Source organism: Parapedobacter flavus, from assembly GCF_035818675.1.
GTDB classification, from domain to species: Bacteria; Bacteroidota; Bacteroidia; order Sphingobacteriales; family Sphingobacteriaceae; genus Parapedobacter; species Parapedobacter flavus.
Map to the genome: position 1 here is coordinate 146,117 of NZ_JAYKZZ010000018.1, position 16,477 is coordinate 162,593.

Consider the following 16,477-nt stretch of genomic DNA (forward strand, 5'->3'; position numbering starts at 1 on the left):
CATATCGCTTAAAAATCGATGTTACAACCAAAAGTAAATGTCCGCGGCACGGGGTATCCATTCGAGACATCACGCCCCAGGGCGGTGACGTTTTCCGGATTGGGCCCCGAGTAACTCGAGAAGGTGTAGACGTTATCCATAGAGAAGTACACACGCAGCCGGTTAAGACCGAAGCTCTGGGCAATCCGCGGGTCGAATTGGTACGACGCCACAATGCTGTTGATTTTGAAATAGGACCCATCTTCGGCCCACAACGTCTGGTCATAGCGGAACGGGTCGATAATCCCGATCCGGGAATAATCGTACGCGTAAGGGTATTTGGCGATATCGCCGGGCTGCCGCCACATGTCCAGATCGTCCAGTGGAACCACCACCTGGGGCCCCGGCCCACCGGCCTCTGTGCCATACGGAAATTGCATTAACGAGAGCCGTTGGGCAATGGCGTTGTTCAGGATGGTCCGCTTTGCGGTGTAAGACGCATTGAACGATAAACCATACCCTTTATACCGGGCATCGATGAAGAATCCGCCAGTAACCAGAGGCTGGGTATTACCGATGCGAGTATAATCGTTTTCATCGAGTATATAATCGCCGTTCAGGTCTCGGAAAATCGGGTCGCCGGCTTGGAAAGGCTGGCCATGGACGCTGTAGCGCAGCCCCGTTGCCGGGTTAATGGGCACGTCCGCATCCGTGGAATACACCCCGTCGTTAATGAGTGCATAGTTGGAGAGCGACGGGAACCCGACCCGTAAAATGTAACGTTGCGACTCATTATCATCGTCCCGTCGCGACTGGATGAACTGACCACCATAATCGGAGGGCAGCCTGAGCAGCACATCCCTGTTATACGCGCCGTTCACCGAAATGGTCAGGTTCAAGGGGTTGGTACGCGGCAGCGGCCGGACCGTAATGGCCAACTCGTGTCCGTAGTTGGTAATCCCTGCATCGTTGCTGATCAACCTATCGAATGCTACTGTGTTTGAAAGGAGCTGCTCAAACAGCAGGTAATCCACTTTCTTGTAATAGGTATCGTAAATCAGGTCAAGCCTCCCATTGAAAACCGTAAAGTTTGCACCGAGGTTATACTGGGTAGACGTGGTCGGTTTGAGCCGCGGGTTGGGTATCTGGCCGAAATCGAGGCCAATGCCCTGTTCACCGTTGTAATTGCCTTCAATGTTGTACTTTCCATAAATCCGTTCCAACGTGCCGTTGGGCACCACGTTGATGCCCCAACTGGCTCGGATGGAGGCCAGATCCAGCCAGTCGGCATTCTCGCCGAAATTTTCGCGGTGGATATTCCAACGGACACCCACGGTAGGGTTGCGGGAATACAGGTCTTCAAACCCGTTGCCCGACGATCCGTCGATGCGGTAAGCCATATCGATGACATAACGCTTCATGTAATCGTAAGATGCCATCGCGGCGAACGAAGCGGCACGCTCATCGCGGTAATCGAGAATACCGCCACCGCGCGAACGCTCGCCGTCAAACCCCAAAGGCCCTTGAAACTGGTCATTTGGCGTCCGTTCTTGCCGGGTGGCCGAATTCTGCCGCGCCTTCATACGGACTTCGTTGAAGACGTTGGCGAAGAAGTTATGTCGATCGCCCCATGATTTCGAGTACGTAACGTTCGTTCGGCTGTACAACTGCGATTCGCGGCCGGTATAGGAGTAAACCTCGGCAAACTGGCCGTTTGCCGCCGCCGGGGTGAAGGTATCTTCGCCCTCTGACCGGAACTCGTAACTGAAGAAGGTCGTTGCCCGGATGGCGTCGGTGAGCATAAAACTGGCCTCAACCACGGGCCGCAACACCCGGGTGTAGTTGTCGTTGGCTGTGGTCAGTGACGACAGGTAGTCGGAACTGGCCAGGTAGAAACTCGGCGGCGGCAGCAGCGTGGAGGCAAAACCGTTGCGGGCTACCCCCTTCTGCAGTAACCCCTGCCCGCTGCCTTTATTTTGTTTACCGAGCTGGGTGTACATATACCCTTTGAAGCTCAACCGTGGGGTGGGCTGATACTGGAAATTCAGGTTGGCATTATAGCGGGAAAATCCGGTGTTTTCAATGATACCCTTTTCCTGAAAGTACCCCAGGTTGGCCTTGTAATTAAATTGCTGGTCACCTCCATCAATGGTGAGGTTGTGTGTTTGGTTATATGTGGTGCGGTAAAACAACGACTGCCAATCGGTGGAGTTGTTGAAATAGGCATTCAGGCTATCAGACAGCATTGGGGTGTTTGAAATCCTATCGATATTCCCCTGACTTGTTGCATTTTCCAGAATCTGTTTAATCTTTAGCCGCCGTTCCAGTGCGCCGCCCAGCGTGGGCCGCAGCGCAGGTGGGGCCTTTAAAAATGCAGCCCCATTATACCGTACGCGAGGTATTTCCGATTGCCCGCGTTTGGTGGTGATGATAAACACCCCATAAGCACCTTGCGAGCCGTACATGGCGGTTGCCTGGGCATCTTTCAGTATTTCGATGCTTTCGATATCTTCCTGTGGGATGAGGGAGAGGGGCGACACGCCGGGCCCCAGCTGATCAAACCCGTATTCGCTGGCCGCATCGCCTTCAATGGGCACCCCGTCTATCACCACCAGTGGCGAGGTGGGTTGCAGGAAAGATTCGTCGCCGCTACCTGTAACGGTAAGCGTGGAGAGCCCGCGGATCTGCGTGGTGCCGCGGAATCCCGGTGCCCCCGTGTTCAATTGGATGTTCATGCCCGGCACTTTCCCTTGCAGCAGCTGCTCAATATTCGCCACAGGCCGGTCCTGCAATTCCGCACCGGAGATTTTGTACGATGACCCCGGGTCCGTTTCGCGCGAACGCTGTACGTAACCCCGTGACACCACTTCCACTTCCTGCAGGCTTTGCTGCGAGGCGTGCATGCGCACGGTAATTCGCTCCTGACCAGAGGTTACACGGATCCGCTCCGTTTCGTAGCCTACAAATGTAAACACCAGGGTAGTTCCGGGCGCCACATTCACCGTGATCATCCCCCGTACGTTGGTAATCCCCAAATCGCGTTTGGGGCTCGCCGTGGCCACCGTTACTTCAGGCATGGGCAGGTTGTCATCACCGGCTACAATGATGGTATACGCTTGCGTTTGTGCAAAGGCTTTATTTACCCAAGCCACCGTAACCAGCATGGCCAATACGCCGATGATTACCTTGACCAATAGTTGTTTTAATAAATCCATAGTACGATCAAAATTCATCTTCAAACTTTGGGAGTTCATTACGGAAATGGAAAATTACCTGCCAATCCCCTTCGCGGTAAATCCGGAAATTCAATCCTATATTTGCTGTTATCAAGGCATCGCCGAATCCAATCCGGGAATACCTGAAATTCGTCTTAGCAGACAGGCCGGACGTATAATCGGTCTGGATAGCCGCCAATGGAATCGGGTAGGCCACATCATACTGTACGTACTCGTCGGTTTCCACGCGGTTGAACCCGTGCACCAGTTCGTCCCACACCGTTTCGTTAAAAAGGGCCGGATTGATTGTTGTTGAGTCCGGCCCCCAAAACACAAACCGCAAATTATGGCCATTGCCGCCCTCGAACGGCCTGATGTAAACCACCACATTGTCTAACTCGTCGTTATCTGTTCCCAAATTACGGTCAGATTCAGCACCGATGACATTAGCAAGCGATGGACGGATGTAATCACGCTTCAGCGGGTGGCGCGGATCTTCGGGATCCGGCGCGATGCCCCCTGTATACGGGTTGATATCGTCCGACGGGTCATACGGACGTTCCAGCCAGGGGATCAATTGAAAATCCTTGAGGATGGTTGTACCGCCGGCGTTGGTTACTTTCAAGTCAAAATACCGGATATCCTGTACCAGCAGCACCGTGTCTGATGGCCGTGGCTGCACGAGCGCGTTGGTGGATGATCCCCAAAAAATGAACTTCCCGGAGGGGGTCACCTCAAATATCGGCCGCTCCTCGACGCGCCGCTTCGCCTCGATTTCTTCGAGGCTGGTTTCGTCGCCGTCGTAATCGGCTATCCACACTTTTACCGGCCGAACCTGGAAGATATCGGTCACCGGCCGGCCATCGCCATAGCGCGCATTCACAATCTCAAATTCCATGGGTTGTGTGGAGTTGTCCATGTTCGGTTGCCCCAGTTCTGCCGTCCGCCCGATAATGGGCTCCAACGTCCGGTTGGCGTAGTTGATATTCGGGCTAAGGTATTCCGACTCGGCCGGCAGGTCGTACAGGTCCTTACAGCTTAAGGCAACCGTGGATAGCACTGCCAATACTACCGCAAACCGCAGGAAACCTAAGTTCTCAGTCATCTTATGGAGGATTTTATTGTTCATCTCTATTAACCGTAAAGTCGCCAATCTGCAGCGTACTGCCACTCCGTACCCGGGTGATGTCCAACCGGTAGAATTTGTAGGCTGTTTTGTTATTGATGCGGTAAACGCGCGTGATGGAATTCTGTGCAAATTCTTCATCGAGGCGGTTATCCAGGGTTACCCATTCTTCGCCATTGTTTGAGCCCGCCAGGGTCCAGTCGGCAGGGTCACGCTCGGGGTAGGCTTCCGAATCATAGCCCGTGGTGATGGTATACGCATTGGCTACGGCCGGTTCATTCAGCTCATACTGCAACCACACCGATCCCATGCTTCCGATGAGGAATTTCGTGCCGGGGTGGCCGTCAAAGACGTACTTGGATGCCTCACGGCTATCGGGCCCCGCACTGGCTTCCCGTTCGGCTGAAACCGTACCGCCAATGAGGAAAAAGAGGTTGGGTGGCGGCGGAATATACGTCAGCCGCCTGCTGAAGTCATCGAATCCGAAAACGTGGTCGGGATTCAACACGTGAACTACCCCGTTGGCGGCAGTAAGGTTCACCGACCCTGTTGTAGTGGAAATCCAATCGCGCTCAAAGAGGCTCCGTTTGGTATCGGAAAACTGGATCGAGGTAGGTCCGCCCGTAACGTATCCCGACGACGAATTGTCGTTGAGCCGGGCATGCATGGGGTAGCCGAACCGCACGCTCGATAGCTGCAATCCGTCTTTCAACACCAACGAATCGGTCGGATAGTTACCACGCAGGATGTATTGGGCAACCATGGTATCCAATTGTACTTCGTCTATATTGTCGAGGTATTCGGGCTCCTTATCGTTCCGTTTCCGCAAATTATTGAGGTTGGTGAGGGCCAATTGGAAACTGGCGTTTGACGGGGCAAATACCGTAACCGTACTGTCGCGCAGTACGTCTTCCAACCCCAGTCGCCGCACCACGCGGAGGAGCGAATCGTAAACTCCGGGTTTACTCTCCAGGTATTCCAACACCGTGCCATCGAACCCTTCGGCAGGGTTTTTCAGGGCGTAGTACCCCTCATCTTCCCCGCAGGAAGCGACCGTAATTGCCGCAACGAGGGCTACGTATTTCAAGCTATTCCAAACTGCGCTCATCTTCGTGGTTATTTTTGCCAATATTCAGTTTGTTCCAATAATGTATTCTGGCCCGTCAACGACTGGCTCAGGGGCCAATAAATCCCCCCTTGCTCAATCAACTGCGTAAACCCGGGGTCATGCCGTTTGATGCGGTGATAACGGACCAGGTCGTACCAACGGTGCCCCTCACCCATCAACTCCCGCTGCCGCTCGCGGAAGATGGCTTCCAGCAGCGTACCGGAGATCTCCTCATCGTAGGGTTCCATTCCCCGGAGGTCACGGATCACATTCAGGTTTTCGATGGCACCATTGCGGTCGCCCAGCACGGCCAGCGCTTCTGCACGCAGCAAGGTGAGGTCTTCCAGCCGCGTAAACACCACGGCACTGGAGTAGGTACGCAAGTTTGCGTTGGTGGTAGACCCTCCCATGATGCACTTGATCTTACTGAAGATCGGGTACTTCCCGTTGAAATTGGTGAAATACCGCTCGTTGGATGGGTAACCCAGCGTATCCAGGCTAAACCGCTCGTCTTTCGCCTCACTGAAAATCGACAGGATGGAGTCTTTGGGCAGATAGATATCGGGCATGCTTTTGTTGATGATCGGCGCAGCCAGCGTAAGCTCTTCCAAATGCCCTGCAAAGGAATGGTCGGCATACGACCATTGGAAGTGGAAGCTCAACAATTGGTTATTGCGCTTATCGAAGAAAAAGCCGTTGGCATCGGTTAGGTGCGATGTGGTTACGTAATTGTTATTCGCCCGGATAAAGTTGGTCAACACGAAGTCCGTGTAGGTGGCCACGTTGGAATAATTGCGCTGCCACGCGGCCAGGTGTGCGAGTACGCCGTAAGCAGAAAGCTTCCGCGCCAGGGCACCGTTCCACCTGCTGCCATCTTCATTATAATAGTTGCCCAGCTGCTGCTCGTCGTTCACGCTGTACCGATAGGGCAGGTCGGCCGCTGCCGCAAGCAGTTCCTGCTCCGCCCACGCCATCACTTTATCCTGGTCGTCGCGCGGCTTGTTCTCGAAGGCCCCGTCGTGCGATGAGATAATCAACGGTACATCGCCCCACACCCGCACCATATAGAAATAACAGAAGGCGCGCAGAAACCGCGCTTGCGCGATATCCACGGTTAAGTTGTTGTCGGTATACCGCCGGTCTGCCTCTTTGACTTCATGGATACGCTCCAGGAAGATATTTGCCGCATTGATGGCCGCGTAAAACCGGCGCCAATTGGAAAGGGCATCGATGGATGCATACGAAGCGGTGAGGTCATTGGCAATGACCGCCCGCAGATCCGGCCGGTTGGGGCTTTTGAATTCCCCGGCACGGACATCGCCATAGACCCAATGGGCGTTGTTATCCACCAGTGCGGCACGGGTAAGCCCATACAGCCCCATGAGTGCGGCACGGGAGTCTTCCATCGTGTTCCACATGTTTTCCTCGCCAACCGCACGGGTGGAATTGACATCCAGCATCTTCTGGCAACCCATGCTGAACAAACACAGGACCAGCAAGGCTGCAGGAACAAAGCGTCTGAATAAATTACCTGTTATCATGTTATACTGTAGCTTCATTACAAACTCAATTTAACTCCCAAAGTAAATGTGCGGGGTATCGTCATCCCGTAGCCCGAGTAATAGCCGTTGTAGCCGGCCAATTCCGGATCGCCACCGGAAAACGAGCTCACCGTGAACACGTTGAATACCGACCCGTAAACATACAGACGCTCCGCTCCTTTGATCCGCTGGCTGGCCCAATCCGTCAAATCATATCCTAGCGATAGGGACCGTAATTTCAGGAATGAACCATCTTCCAGGAATAGGTCTTGGTCAATCCGGTACGGAATTACCGTACTCCACGGATTATATAATGGATAATCCCCGTAGTCACCGCGTTTCTCCCAATACGTGATTTCCTTCACCGCATCCATGGACGTGCCGCCTTCGCGGTTGATGAAGTCGAATCGGTTAGCCACCCGCTGGTTCAGGAGCTTCCGGCCCAGCTGGAAGTGGAAATTGATGCCGAGCGACCAATCCCCGTAGCTGAACTGGTTGTCAAACCCACCGAAAACCTTTGGCAATGCATTCCCCAGCAGCGCTTTGTCTTCACTCGTTATCCGGTTGTCCCCGTTATTGTCCCGCCAATTCGGATCGCCCGCTTTGAGGGTAATGCCATTGAATGTACGCGGCGCGCCATCCTGTAGCGGCACTTCACCATCGGCGGCGTATATCCCATCATTCTGGAGTAACCAAAACTGATCGATCCGGCTGCCCACTTTCAGCAACCTGTCGCCCACAATCAATTGGTCCAGCCCCCGTGGCAGGGCCCGCAGCTCATTTTCGTTGAAGCTAATGCGCAACGCAGACGTCCATGCCAAATTCCGACCGGCGGGTTCCAGTATGGAACCCGCAAGCGCCACATCCACCCCTACGTTGCGCACGTCCATGCCGTGCTCATACGATTGGCTGTATCCGTACTCGGCGAAAGCCGGCACCCCCAACAGTTGCTCTTTATCATCGCGTATATACCCGTCGACCGAAGCATTGAACCGGCCATTCCAAGCGCCGATATCGACACCCACGTTCAACCGGTCTGAATAGGCCCATGGAATACCATAACCTACCCATCCGAAATTGTAAGGGCGCGATAATACGGCCATGGCGTTGTATCCCGGCGTGGTGACATTGCCGCTGTACGTTACATCGGCCGTATATTGCGGGCCCTGTGAGAAATTATCAAAGGCATACACCCTACCCACACGGGCAGCACCTATGCGCACCCCGAAGTCGGACAAGCCGCTGGCCTCCGGCAGCACACTGTTCTTCACATCCCACTTAAACGAAAGCGCGGGTGTAAACAGCCATCGGCTGGTGGGTTGCGCATTGGAAGTACCATCGGTACGTAGCAAGAGGGCGAGCTTGTAATGATCTTTAAAGGAATAATCCGCTTTGCCGTAGAAGGACACCAGGTTTTGTTGGGTCCGATCCAGGAACTTATATACCAGCTCATGGTCGAATCCGGTTGGTTCCAGGAACTCGGGGTCGTTCCGATCGGCCTCGATCAGGTTGAGTTTAATGAAATCGTTGATGCCGCGGTAGCCATAGGCATAATTATACTTATAGGTGTCCCACTGCAGTACACCGCCACCGCTAAGCTGCAATGCGTGTGCGTCATTGATCTGCCAATCGTAGCGGGCGGAATTATCAAACACCAGCCGTTGATTGAATCCGTAATAGTTTGAAGCGAAATTAACGTCGTCCATCAGCGAGCGCGGATAGAAGATATCGCGGTACCCTTCGTTGTAATCGACCGCGAATTTGGAATTGATCCGCAGTTTCGAAAAGGTAAATTCAAGGTTAACGAACCCCTGGATGATGTTGGTGGCGTTATTGTCGAACCCGTCGTCATAGCGGCTAAGGTACTGGCTGTAAATCGTATTATTAGGCGCCAATGGCGATTGAAGTTCAGGAAGATAGCCCATTTCGCCAAAACGGTCGCGCAGTGTCCGGTTACGGTCACGGATAATCCGGTTTCCATTGATCATCGTGGTAAAACCCAGCCATTTCACCGGCTGCATGTACAGGTTGAACATCGTGCTGTAGCGATCAACTTTCGTATCGTCCGCCACCCCTTGGTTGGAGAGCTTTCCAGCCGAAAACCTGAATTTGGCGCGTTGAATCCCGCCGGCGATATCCGCATTAATGGCGTGGTTCAAGCCGTTGCGGTAGTAACTATCCGTCCAATTGGAAGGGCCGTAATAATCGGCATTCAACGAATCACTCAGGTAGAGGGGATAGCTGTCATCCTCGGAATAAACGCCCGTGGCCGTATAGCGGTCATAAAACTGCTGGCGGAAGGCATTTTCAAACGCGCCATTGACGGTGGTGACAAACGGCCGTTGGGCCATACCGATATACGAGTTCACGTTGATCTTTGTTTGTTGCGTAGCGCGCTTGGTCCGTAAGACAATGACGCCGTTTACGCCCATGGGACCGTAAGAAGCGATATCCACCGGGTCCTTGAGCACCTGCACGTAATCGATGTTGTTCATGTCGATTCCGGCCAACAGGTTGGTGGCTGGTCCGATCCGGTTGAAATCGAACATTTTGATGTCATAGGCAAATGGATGTTCGCCTACTAAAGGTATGCCATCCAATACCACCAGGGGTTGGGTTTGATACACCTCTCTAACGGAAGTCAGCGGCATGGATATTCCCCGTAAGAACATTTGCTGCACGGTTCCCGGTTCGCCCGTCGCTTCCTGCACGTACAACCCGGACGCTTCGTTTTTCAATACTTGCTGCAGGGATACCATGGGCGACAGCGATAGCCGCTCCACATCGAGTGGCACCAGATCGGGTCGAACTTGGTTGTGAACCGCGGCGCTATCGCCGGCGAGCGATGCCGTGCTATCCGCGTCGTGGGCTACCGAGGTCGTATCACCTTCCTTTAGTGATTGCAAAAACCAATTAGCACGAGCCCCCGTGTGCCCTATCGACAACAAGACAATGCAAACAATCGTTATTTTTATTTGACGCATAGCTATAATTAGGTTAGCCAATTTTTACTTATCAGTGGTCATTTAATCCCTTGGTGACGTGGGTTATACCATACACCCATTGCCACGTCCATCTACGCGACAGACCACCAGCGATTATACTATATAATGATTTCTTTAGGTTTATCTTCAACCGACTACTTAGGCGCCAGCGGTAGCCATTGAGATGTTAAAAAAGAAAGTAATGATTTACCATATCCTTTTCATTAGTTTTTAATTTGGTTTGCGTTTAACTAATTAAATTATACTTGGTTTCTAACTGTGGGGCTAAGGTATGGAAAATAAAAACGTTTTAGCAAATTTTTTTTATTTTATTTTTGTATTGTGCATTTCCGCTGTATACTGGACACTTCCTACCCCACCTCCTCACGGGATAGCTTTCGGAATGGCTTCGGTGTTTGGTTTGGATTTCGACTGGGCTTGGTTTGGACTCGGACTGGGCTCCGTTTGGCGCCGCCAGTCTAAGCGCAGTACAAGGCAGCATGGAGGGTAAACTTACCTCCGAAGCCGACCCGAAGCCGACCCGAAGCGGTCTCCAGCACGACCCCAATCCGATCCCTGCCCTACCCTTTCCCTGCCCCAATGCGCCTTTCTCCCGCTATGTAGCCGCTTACCCTCCGCTAAAGTGCCGCTTTTGGGGCTTTTTACCGAGATATATGCGGGACATATGGGGATAGGACCCGGAGGAAGGGTAAGGGAAGGTGGGTTGGAGCACAGGATTGGGTAGGCTCTCCTATGACCGCCGTCAGCAAGGCGTGGTGCTTCCGTATGCATTTCACCTACAGGCGTACCGGTACCCGAAAGGCTCCGCATCATGGTCGGGTCTTCGTGCTGTACTCCGGCCATCACCGTGCTGGTTCGCTGCTGAACACAGCACGCGGAACCGGCGGGGAAAGCTCGTACATACCCAAGAACACCGCAGCAGTCTGGGAGCGGTCTCGGAGCGGTCCCGAAGCCGTATTCGAAACGGCAGTTGTTCTATCAATATGTCTATCGGCTACCTTTATCACCCAAGGATTGGATGCCACGAAACCACCAATCTTATGTTGATGTATCCTTATACGAACATATAAGAATCATGTCATATTCACCTATCGAATTGCATATCAACGCTATTATCCCTAAGTTTGTCATAGATGAACGAGAAAGAAATAGATTCGTTGATTAAACTGTTGGACGACCCGGATGCCGAGGTGTTCCAGCATGTGGAGCAAAAACTCATCATGATGGGTCCCGAGGTCATCGATCGGTTGGAAACGGTATGGGGCCAATCTTTTGACGTGATGCTACAAACCCGCATCGAAAACCTGATCCATAAGATTCAGTTTGAAGATGTGTTGCAGGAACTGGAGCTCTGGAAACTGAGCGGCTCGTTCGATTTGCTCCAAGGGTTAATCATCGTCAACAAGTACCAATACCCGGATGTCGACGAGCAGAAAATCATCAACCAAATTGAAGCCATCAAGCGCGATGCCTGGCTAGACATGATCTACAGCATGAGTGCGGTGGAGAAAGTGCGGCTTCTCAATAATATCATATACAACGCGCACGGCTTTTCGGGTAACACAAGCAACTACCACGACCCCCAAAACTCTTACGTAGGGCAGGTACTGGAAACGCACAAAGGCAATCCGATCCTACTGGCCTGTATTTATAGTATCGTTGCCCAGAAATTGGACATCCCTATATATGGTGTCAACTTGCCAAAGCATTTCATATTGGCATACACGGAAGACCATACGCCCGTAGAAAGTAAAGACGGCATCTTGTTTTACATCAATGCGTTTAATAGGGGGCAGATATTTGGGCGGCATGATGTAGTGGCGTTCCTTAAGCAGCTCAACCTCGCCCCGAGTGATAATTTCGTGTTGCCATGTAGCAATGTCGACATCATCGTTAGGGTGCTACGCAACCTGACCACCTCTTATTCTCAGGCGGGCAATGCGGCCAAAACCGACGAAATAAACCGGATGCTCGAACTGCTTACTTAAGTTATTGCGTTACCGCATCTCCGCGCACATCGAAGTAAATGCCAAACGGACGGCGGTCATTTGCCGGCACGTCTAAGGAAACGGTCCCCTCCGGGGCAACATTTCCGTCGGCGGATAATGGGAATCTTGAAATGGTATGCCCGTCGCGGTCGGCCACGAAGATGGTGCGCCTGCTGGTGCCGCCCCGAGGGTCTATGGCAACGTCAACCGGCCCCGTTAAACCCGTTAAGGCACCGCTGATGGTGCGGGTGGGTGATACGGTAGATGATGGCTTGTCTAAATGCGCTTTGATGCCTTCGATGATGTACACTTTACCAGTAGCCGACCGAGTTTCACCTTGTACCACACCGTAATCTGCGGCAACCAGTAAGTCCAACGAGTCAACGAAGGCGATACCCCGGATGGCATTGGCGCCCTCAATACGGATGTTGGACAACGCCTGGAAGTCGGGTGCGAGCGAATCGATTTGCGAAAGATTACCATAGAGCGCAACCCCCCCATTGTTTCCCGAGTTAGACACCAATAAACTGTCGTTCCATAACAACACGCTCCAGGGCCGCATCTCGGCACCTAATCGCAACACCCGATCCGGATCGGTAAACCCATTGCGATTCATAGGTTGATGAAAACCGTAAATCGTGTTTGCGCTTGCCACGTACAGCAGCTCGGTGGGTTGATGATAGGCAATGCCCCGCATCTGTTTCAGCAACCCGTTCCCGATACGCCCCGAGTTGCCCAAGTTACCTAGCATGCCTACGGTCATTATCCGGATGGTTGTATCGTTATAACCTGCTTGGAATAATCGGCTAGCGAACGGGTTGAAGTGGATACCCGCACCGCCCACGGCTTCGGAATCGTGGTTCAATGCCAGGTACATCTCTGACGTATCTGCCGGATCGATCAGTACCACGTTGGCGATATCATCTTTCGAGGCATCGTACTGATAGTCCTCAATTGAAACATACAATCGGGCAATCGGCCGTTTCGGGTACTCCGGCTCATCATCGTTGCGCATGCAGCCGGCAATAGCCAGTAATGCACCAAGTGCTACCCACGGAAAACCAAGCGATTTCTTCATCCAACGGCGTTTTGTGCAAAGGTATAAATTTTTGACGACGCAAACACGTCTCGTTCGGACCCAAACTCCCGGCAGGGATGATTAATTAGACGAGCGCGGAAAAGTCTACGTATTTATACCAACTACTATGATGTGCAATCTCTAATTCTTCCTGCGATAAGATGCCTGACCTTAACTCGTTATTGGTCATTCCTTCTATATGCACTCGTAATTCTGGCAAATGTGTTTTTATAATACGGAAGGTAATTTCGAAATCGACCCCCATATAATCATGGGCGATACGGTTTCGTGTTCCATACATTTCTTTCCAAGGGACTTCAGGATACTTGGCCTGCATATCAATGCTGACTTTACGCGCATAGTCACCTATGGTAGCAATAAGCATAAGTGATGCATTGAAGCGGAGTTGATCGTCCGCTATATAGAATTCGTAAGGGTCGTCAAAATCTTTACTGTAATGTTCAATCTTACCTATTGCTTCAAGAATTCCGAGCAGATAAACAAGATCATTTTTAGGCTGCGGTTGCATATTTCACATCCTTTAACGCACGATGTAATATGATAGGTTCGGCAAAATCCTTTACAACGATATCAATAGATACACCGAGTTCATCTTCCAGAAATGCACGCAACGCAATACGACGGTCCAAATCAATATGGGTATCGAGAAGCAAATCAATGTCATTGAATGATTCTCCGCGGGCAAATGAACCAAAAACGCCAATCCGTTCCAGACCGAAACGCGAAAACACGTTCCTTTCACGGAGAAAATGTTCGAAGCTATGGAAATCAATTACCTGCACACTACAAAGTTACATAAAGAAACCCTCACTTGCAACAATCCAGCTTTATCACTAATTTTGCCGTTTCACTAACGTTGGCGGGATATGGACAATACGGAGTTTAAACGCGAAAAACTAGCATTACCCGATGGCGGCAACAAACTGCTGCTGCACTCGTGCTGTGCCCCCTGCTCCGGCGAGGTGATGGAGGCATTGATTGCATCGGATATTGATTTCACCATCTACTTTTACAACCCCAACATTCATCCGCGCAAGGAATACGACCTTCGTAAAGATGAGAACATCCGCTTTGCTGAGCAGCATGGTATCCCTTTCGTTGATGCCGATTACGACGTTGACGACTGGTTTGCCCGGGCAAAGGGCATGGAACATGAGCCTGAGCGTGGTATTCGCTGCACCATGTGCTTCGATATGCGTTTTGAACGTACTGCATTATACGCCCATGAAAATGGGTTTCCGGTGATCACCAGCTCATTGGGCATTTCACGTTGGAAGAATTTTGAGCAGATCAACGATTGCGGTGAGCGTGCGGCAGGCCATTACCCCGGCATTTCGTATTGGACCTTCAACTGGCGCAAGAAAGGCGGTTCCTCGCGCATGCTCGAAATCAGCAAGCGGGAGGAGTTTTATATGCAGGAATATTGCGGTTGCGCATACTCCCTACGCGACACCAACCATTGGCGGCTGGAGAATGGCCGCGAGCGGATTGAGATCGGGAAGCATTATTACGGCGAGTGAGCGCTCCGTTAACGACAAAAAACTTTCATATCTTATATTTTATATATACCTTTGCGGGCTCAATTGTGGGGTGGTGAATTATTTGAAGCAATACCGGATTCCCTTCACGGGGCTGAGCTTGGGCACGCACGACTTTGCGTTCGACATTGGCAAAGCGTTCTTTGATTGCTATGATTATTCCATCGTAAAAGATGGTAGGTTGAAAGCGCATGTAAACCTGGTCAAACAGGAGACCATGATGATTTTACAGTTCCGTATCACGGGCTCGGTCATGCTTGCATGCGATGTTTGTTTGTCGCCTTTTCCGGCGAAGACCGATATCGAGGAACGACTGATCGTTAAATTTACGGATGAAGGCGCTGCTGAAAGCTCGGAAGAAATCATTGTGCTGGCTAAACATGAGCACGAGCTAGACATTGCCGGGCTACTGTATGAGTACATCAACGTATCCATACCGCTCTACAACAAGTGCAGCGAGCAAGGCGAAAACATCACTTGCGACGAAAGTGTGCTGGCTAAGCTCGATGGTCTGGCTCCGGCACACGAACAAAAGGAAGAAAAGCAGACAGATCCCCGTTGGGATGCGCTCAAGAAAATTAAGTATAATTGAGCAAAGACAGATAAACGAACAAGATAATAAACAAAATAAGTAGAATACGAGATGGCACATCCAAAACGTAAGATTTCCAAATCACGGAGAGACAAAAGAAGGACACATTATAAAGCAGAACGCCCCACCTTGGTAACCTGCAAGGAAACAGGCGCTGTACACCTGCCACACCGCGCGTATTTGGTGGATGGCAACCTTTATTATAATGGTAAATTGATCGTCGAGAACACTGCTTCCGCCTAAATTGATCTTTCAAAAAAATCGAACATCCCATCATGCGTAACTGATTTTTTATGCGTTACTTTGGGATGTTTTTGCGTATTATCGGATTCAGCGACAATAACGAATGAAGATTGGTTTAGATATATTGGGTGGCGATTTTGCCCCGGAAGCAACCGTAGCGGGTGCTGTTTTAGCTGCCAAACAGCTTTCGGAAGATCAAAAAATCGTACTCATAGGCGACCAAGATATTGCTAAGCAACACATTGAAAAAGCAGGGGGAAACCCTGCTTTTTTTGAATACGTACATGCCCCAGATCAAATCGGCATGGGCGAGCACCCCACCAAAGCCATCGCCCAGAAGCCCGATTCAAGCATCAGCCGCGGATTCCAGTTGCTCAAAGAGGGCGCCATCGATTCCTTTGCTTCGGCGGGGAATACCGGTGCTATGCTGGTAGGGGCGGTATTGAGTGTCAAAACCGTACCCGGTATCATCCGCCCGGCCATCGCCACCAACGTTCCGAAAATAAAAAGCGGCTTCGGTATCCTCCTCGATGTGGGTGCCAATGCCGACTGCAAACCGGAAATGCTCCCACAGTTCGGATTGCTGGGCAGCCTTTTTTCGGAGCATGTATATGGTATCGAAAATCCGACCGTTGGCTTGGTCAATATCGGCGAGGAAGCCGAAAAGGGCAATGCACTTACGTTGGCAGCCTACCCCCTCCTCAAAGAAAACAGCCACATCAATTTTGTTGGCAATGTGGAAGGCCGCGAACTCTTTGACGAAAAGGCCGATGTGATGGTGTGCGACGGATTCGTTGGCAATATCGTGCTTAAACTTGCTGAATCATTTTATGTACTGACACGGAAGAAAGGGTTCAAAGACGCGTTTTTCGACCGCTTCAATTATGAGCAGTATGGCGGCAGCCCTATCCTGGGTGTTAATGCACCCGTCATCATCGGGCATGGCATTTCCAGTCCCGAGGCGATAAAAAACATGGTCATGCTGTCTAAAACCATGATTGAATCGGACATCATCGAACGAATAAAACAGGCTTTCAATTAAT

General features: G+C 51.5%; 14 protein-coding genes. 5 read left to right on the forward strand and 9 right to left on the reverse strand.

The features are described from left to right. Positions 1-8 precede the first annotated feature (8 nt). The 6 genes from U9S71_RS15880 to U9S71_RS15905 form a co-directional block, all read right to left on the reverse strand. Positions 9-3,194 (reverse strand): SusC/RagA family TonB-linked outer membrane protein, encoded by a 3,186-nt coding sequence (locus U9S71_RS15880; RefSeq protein ID WP_326328589.1) that lies wholly within the window; start codon positions 3,192-3,194, stop codon positions 9-11. 7 nt (positions 3,195-3,201) lie between these two features. After that, a complete protein-coding gene (locus U9S71_RS15885; RefSeq protein ID WP_326328590.1) occupies positions 3,202-4,323 on the reverse strand; it encodes a DUF5007 domain-containing protein in 1,122 nt (373 codons plus the stop codon). Beyond that, positions 4,313-5,428 carry a fasciclin domain-containing protein gene (locus U9S71_RS15890; RefSeq protein ID WP_326328591.1) on the reverse strand — a complete coding sequence of 372 codons (1,116 nt, stop codon included), beginning with the start codon at positions 5,426-5,428 and terminating at the stop codon, positions 4,313-4,315. Before U9S71_RS15890 ends, U9S71_RS15885 begins: the two co-directional genes overlap by 11 nt. Before the next feature lie 8 nt (positions 5,429-5,436). Then, complete coding sequence (locus U9S71_RS15895; RefSeq protein WP_326328592.1) at positions 5,437-6,987, reverse strand: RagB/SusD family nutrient uptake outer membrane protein; 1,551 nt, start codon at positions 6,985-6,987, stop codon at positions 5,437-5,439. Then, on the reverse strand, positions 6,987-9,875 hold the full coding sequence (locus tag U9S71_RS15900; RefSeq protein ID WP_326328593.1) for a SusC/RagA family TonB-linked outer membrane protein: 2,889 nt from the start codon (positions 9,873-9,875) through the stop codon (positions 6,987-6,989). The genes U9S71_RS15895 and U9S71_RS15900 overlap by 1 nt, the downstream gene beginning before the upstream one ends. Positions 9,876-10,466: 591 nt before the next feature. Next, the gene (locus U9S71_RS15905) at positions 10,467-10,817 is read right to left on the reverse strand and encodes a hypothetical protein (protein ID WP_326328594.1); all 351 of its coding nucleotides are present in this window, start codon (positions 10,815-10,817) and stop codon (positions 10,467-10,469) included. A gap of 290 nt (positions 10,818-11,107) precedes the next feature. Between U9S71_RS15905 and U9S71_RS15910 the strand changes: the two genes are divergently transcribed. Continuing rightward, positions 11,108-11,962, forward strand: a complete 855-nt coding sequence (locus U9S71_RS15910) for a transglutaminase-like domain-containing protein (RefSeq protein ID WP_326328595.1) — start codon at positions 11,108-11,110, stop codon at positions 11,960-11,962. A gap of 1 nt (position 11,963) precedes the next feature. Here U9S71_RS15910 and U9S71_RS15915 read toward each other — a convergent pair whose 3' ends face one another. The 3 genes from U9S71_RS15915 to U9S71_RS15925 all read right to left on the reverse strand — a co-directional run bounded on the left by U9S71_RS15915 (position 11,964) and on the right by U9S71_RS15925 (position 13,843). Next, positions 11,964-13,040 carry a hypothetical protein gene (locus U9S71_RS15915; protein WP_326328596.1) on the reverse strand — a complete coding sequence of 359 codons (1,077 nt, stop codon included), beginning with the start codon at positions 13,038-13,040 and terminating at the stop codon, positions 11,964-11,966. Positions 13,041-13,125: 85 nt separating this feature from the next. Further along, positions 13,126-13,569 (reverse strand): HepT-like ribonuclease domain-containing protein, encoded by a 444-nt coding sequence (locus tag U9S71_RS15920; protein WP_326328597.1) that lies wholly within the window; start codon positions 13,567-13,569, stop codon positions 13,126-13,128. Beyond that, positions 13,553-13,843, reverse strand: coding sequence for a nucleotidyltransferase family protein (locus U9S71_RS15925; protein WP_326328599.1), 291 nt, complete (start codon positions 13,841-13,843; stop codon positions 13,553-13,555). The genes U9S71_RS15920 and U9S71_RS15925 overlap by 17 nt, the downstream gene beginning before the upstream one ends. Before the next feature lie 84 nt (positions 13,844-13,927). Here U9S71_RS15925 and U9S71_RS15930 point away from each other — a divergent pair, with 84 nt between their 5' ends. The 4 genes from U9S71_RS15930 to plsX all read left to right on the forward strand — a co-directional run bounded on the left by U9S71_RS15930 (position 13,928) and on the right by plsX (position 16,476). After that, the gene (locus U9S71_RS15930) at positions 13,928-14,581 is read left to right on the forward strand and encodes an epoxyqueuosine reductase QueH (RefSeq protein WP_326328600.1); all 654 of its coding nucleotides are present in this window, start codon (positions 13,928-13,930) and stop codon (positions 14,579-14,581) included. Between the two features lie 73 nt (positions 14,582-14,654). Then, entirely contained in the window at positions 14,655-15,191 is a 537-nt protein-coding gene (locus tag U9S71_RS15935; protein ID WP_326328601.1) for a YceD family protein, read from the forward strand. A gap of 51 nt (positions 15,192-15,242) precedes the next feature. Next, positions 15,243-15,434 (forward strand): 50S ribosomal protein L32, encoded by a 192-nt coding sequence (gene rpmF / locus U9S71_RS15940; RefSeq protein WP_326328603.1) that lies wholly within the window; start codon positions 15,243-15,245, stop codon positions 15,432-15,434. A gap of 103 nt (positions 15,435-15,537) precedes the next feature. Continuing rightward, positions 15,538-16,476 carry a phosphate acyltransferase PlsX gene (gene plsX, locus U9S71_RS15945; RefSeq protein WP_326328605.1) on the forward strand — a complete coding sequence of 313 codons (939 nt, stop codon included), beginning with the start codon at positions 15,538-15,540 and terminating at the stop codon, positions 16,474-16,476. Position 16,477 lies beyond the last annotated feature (1 nt).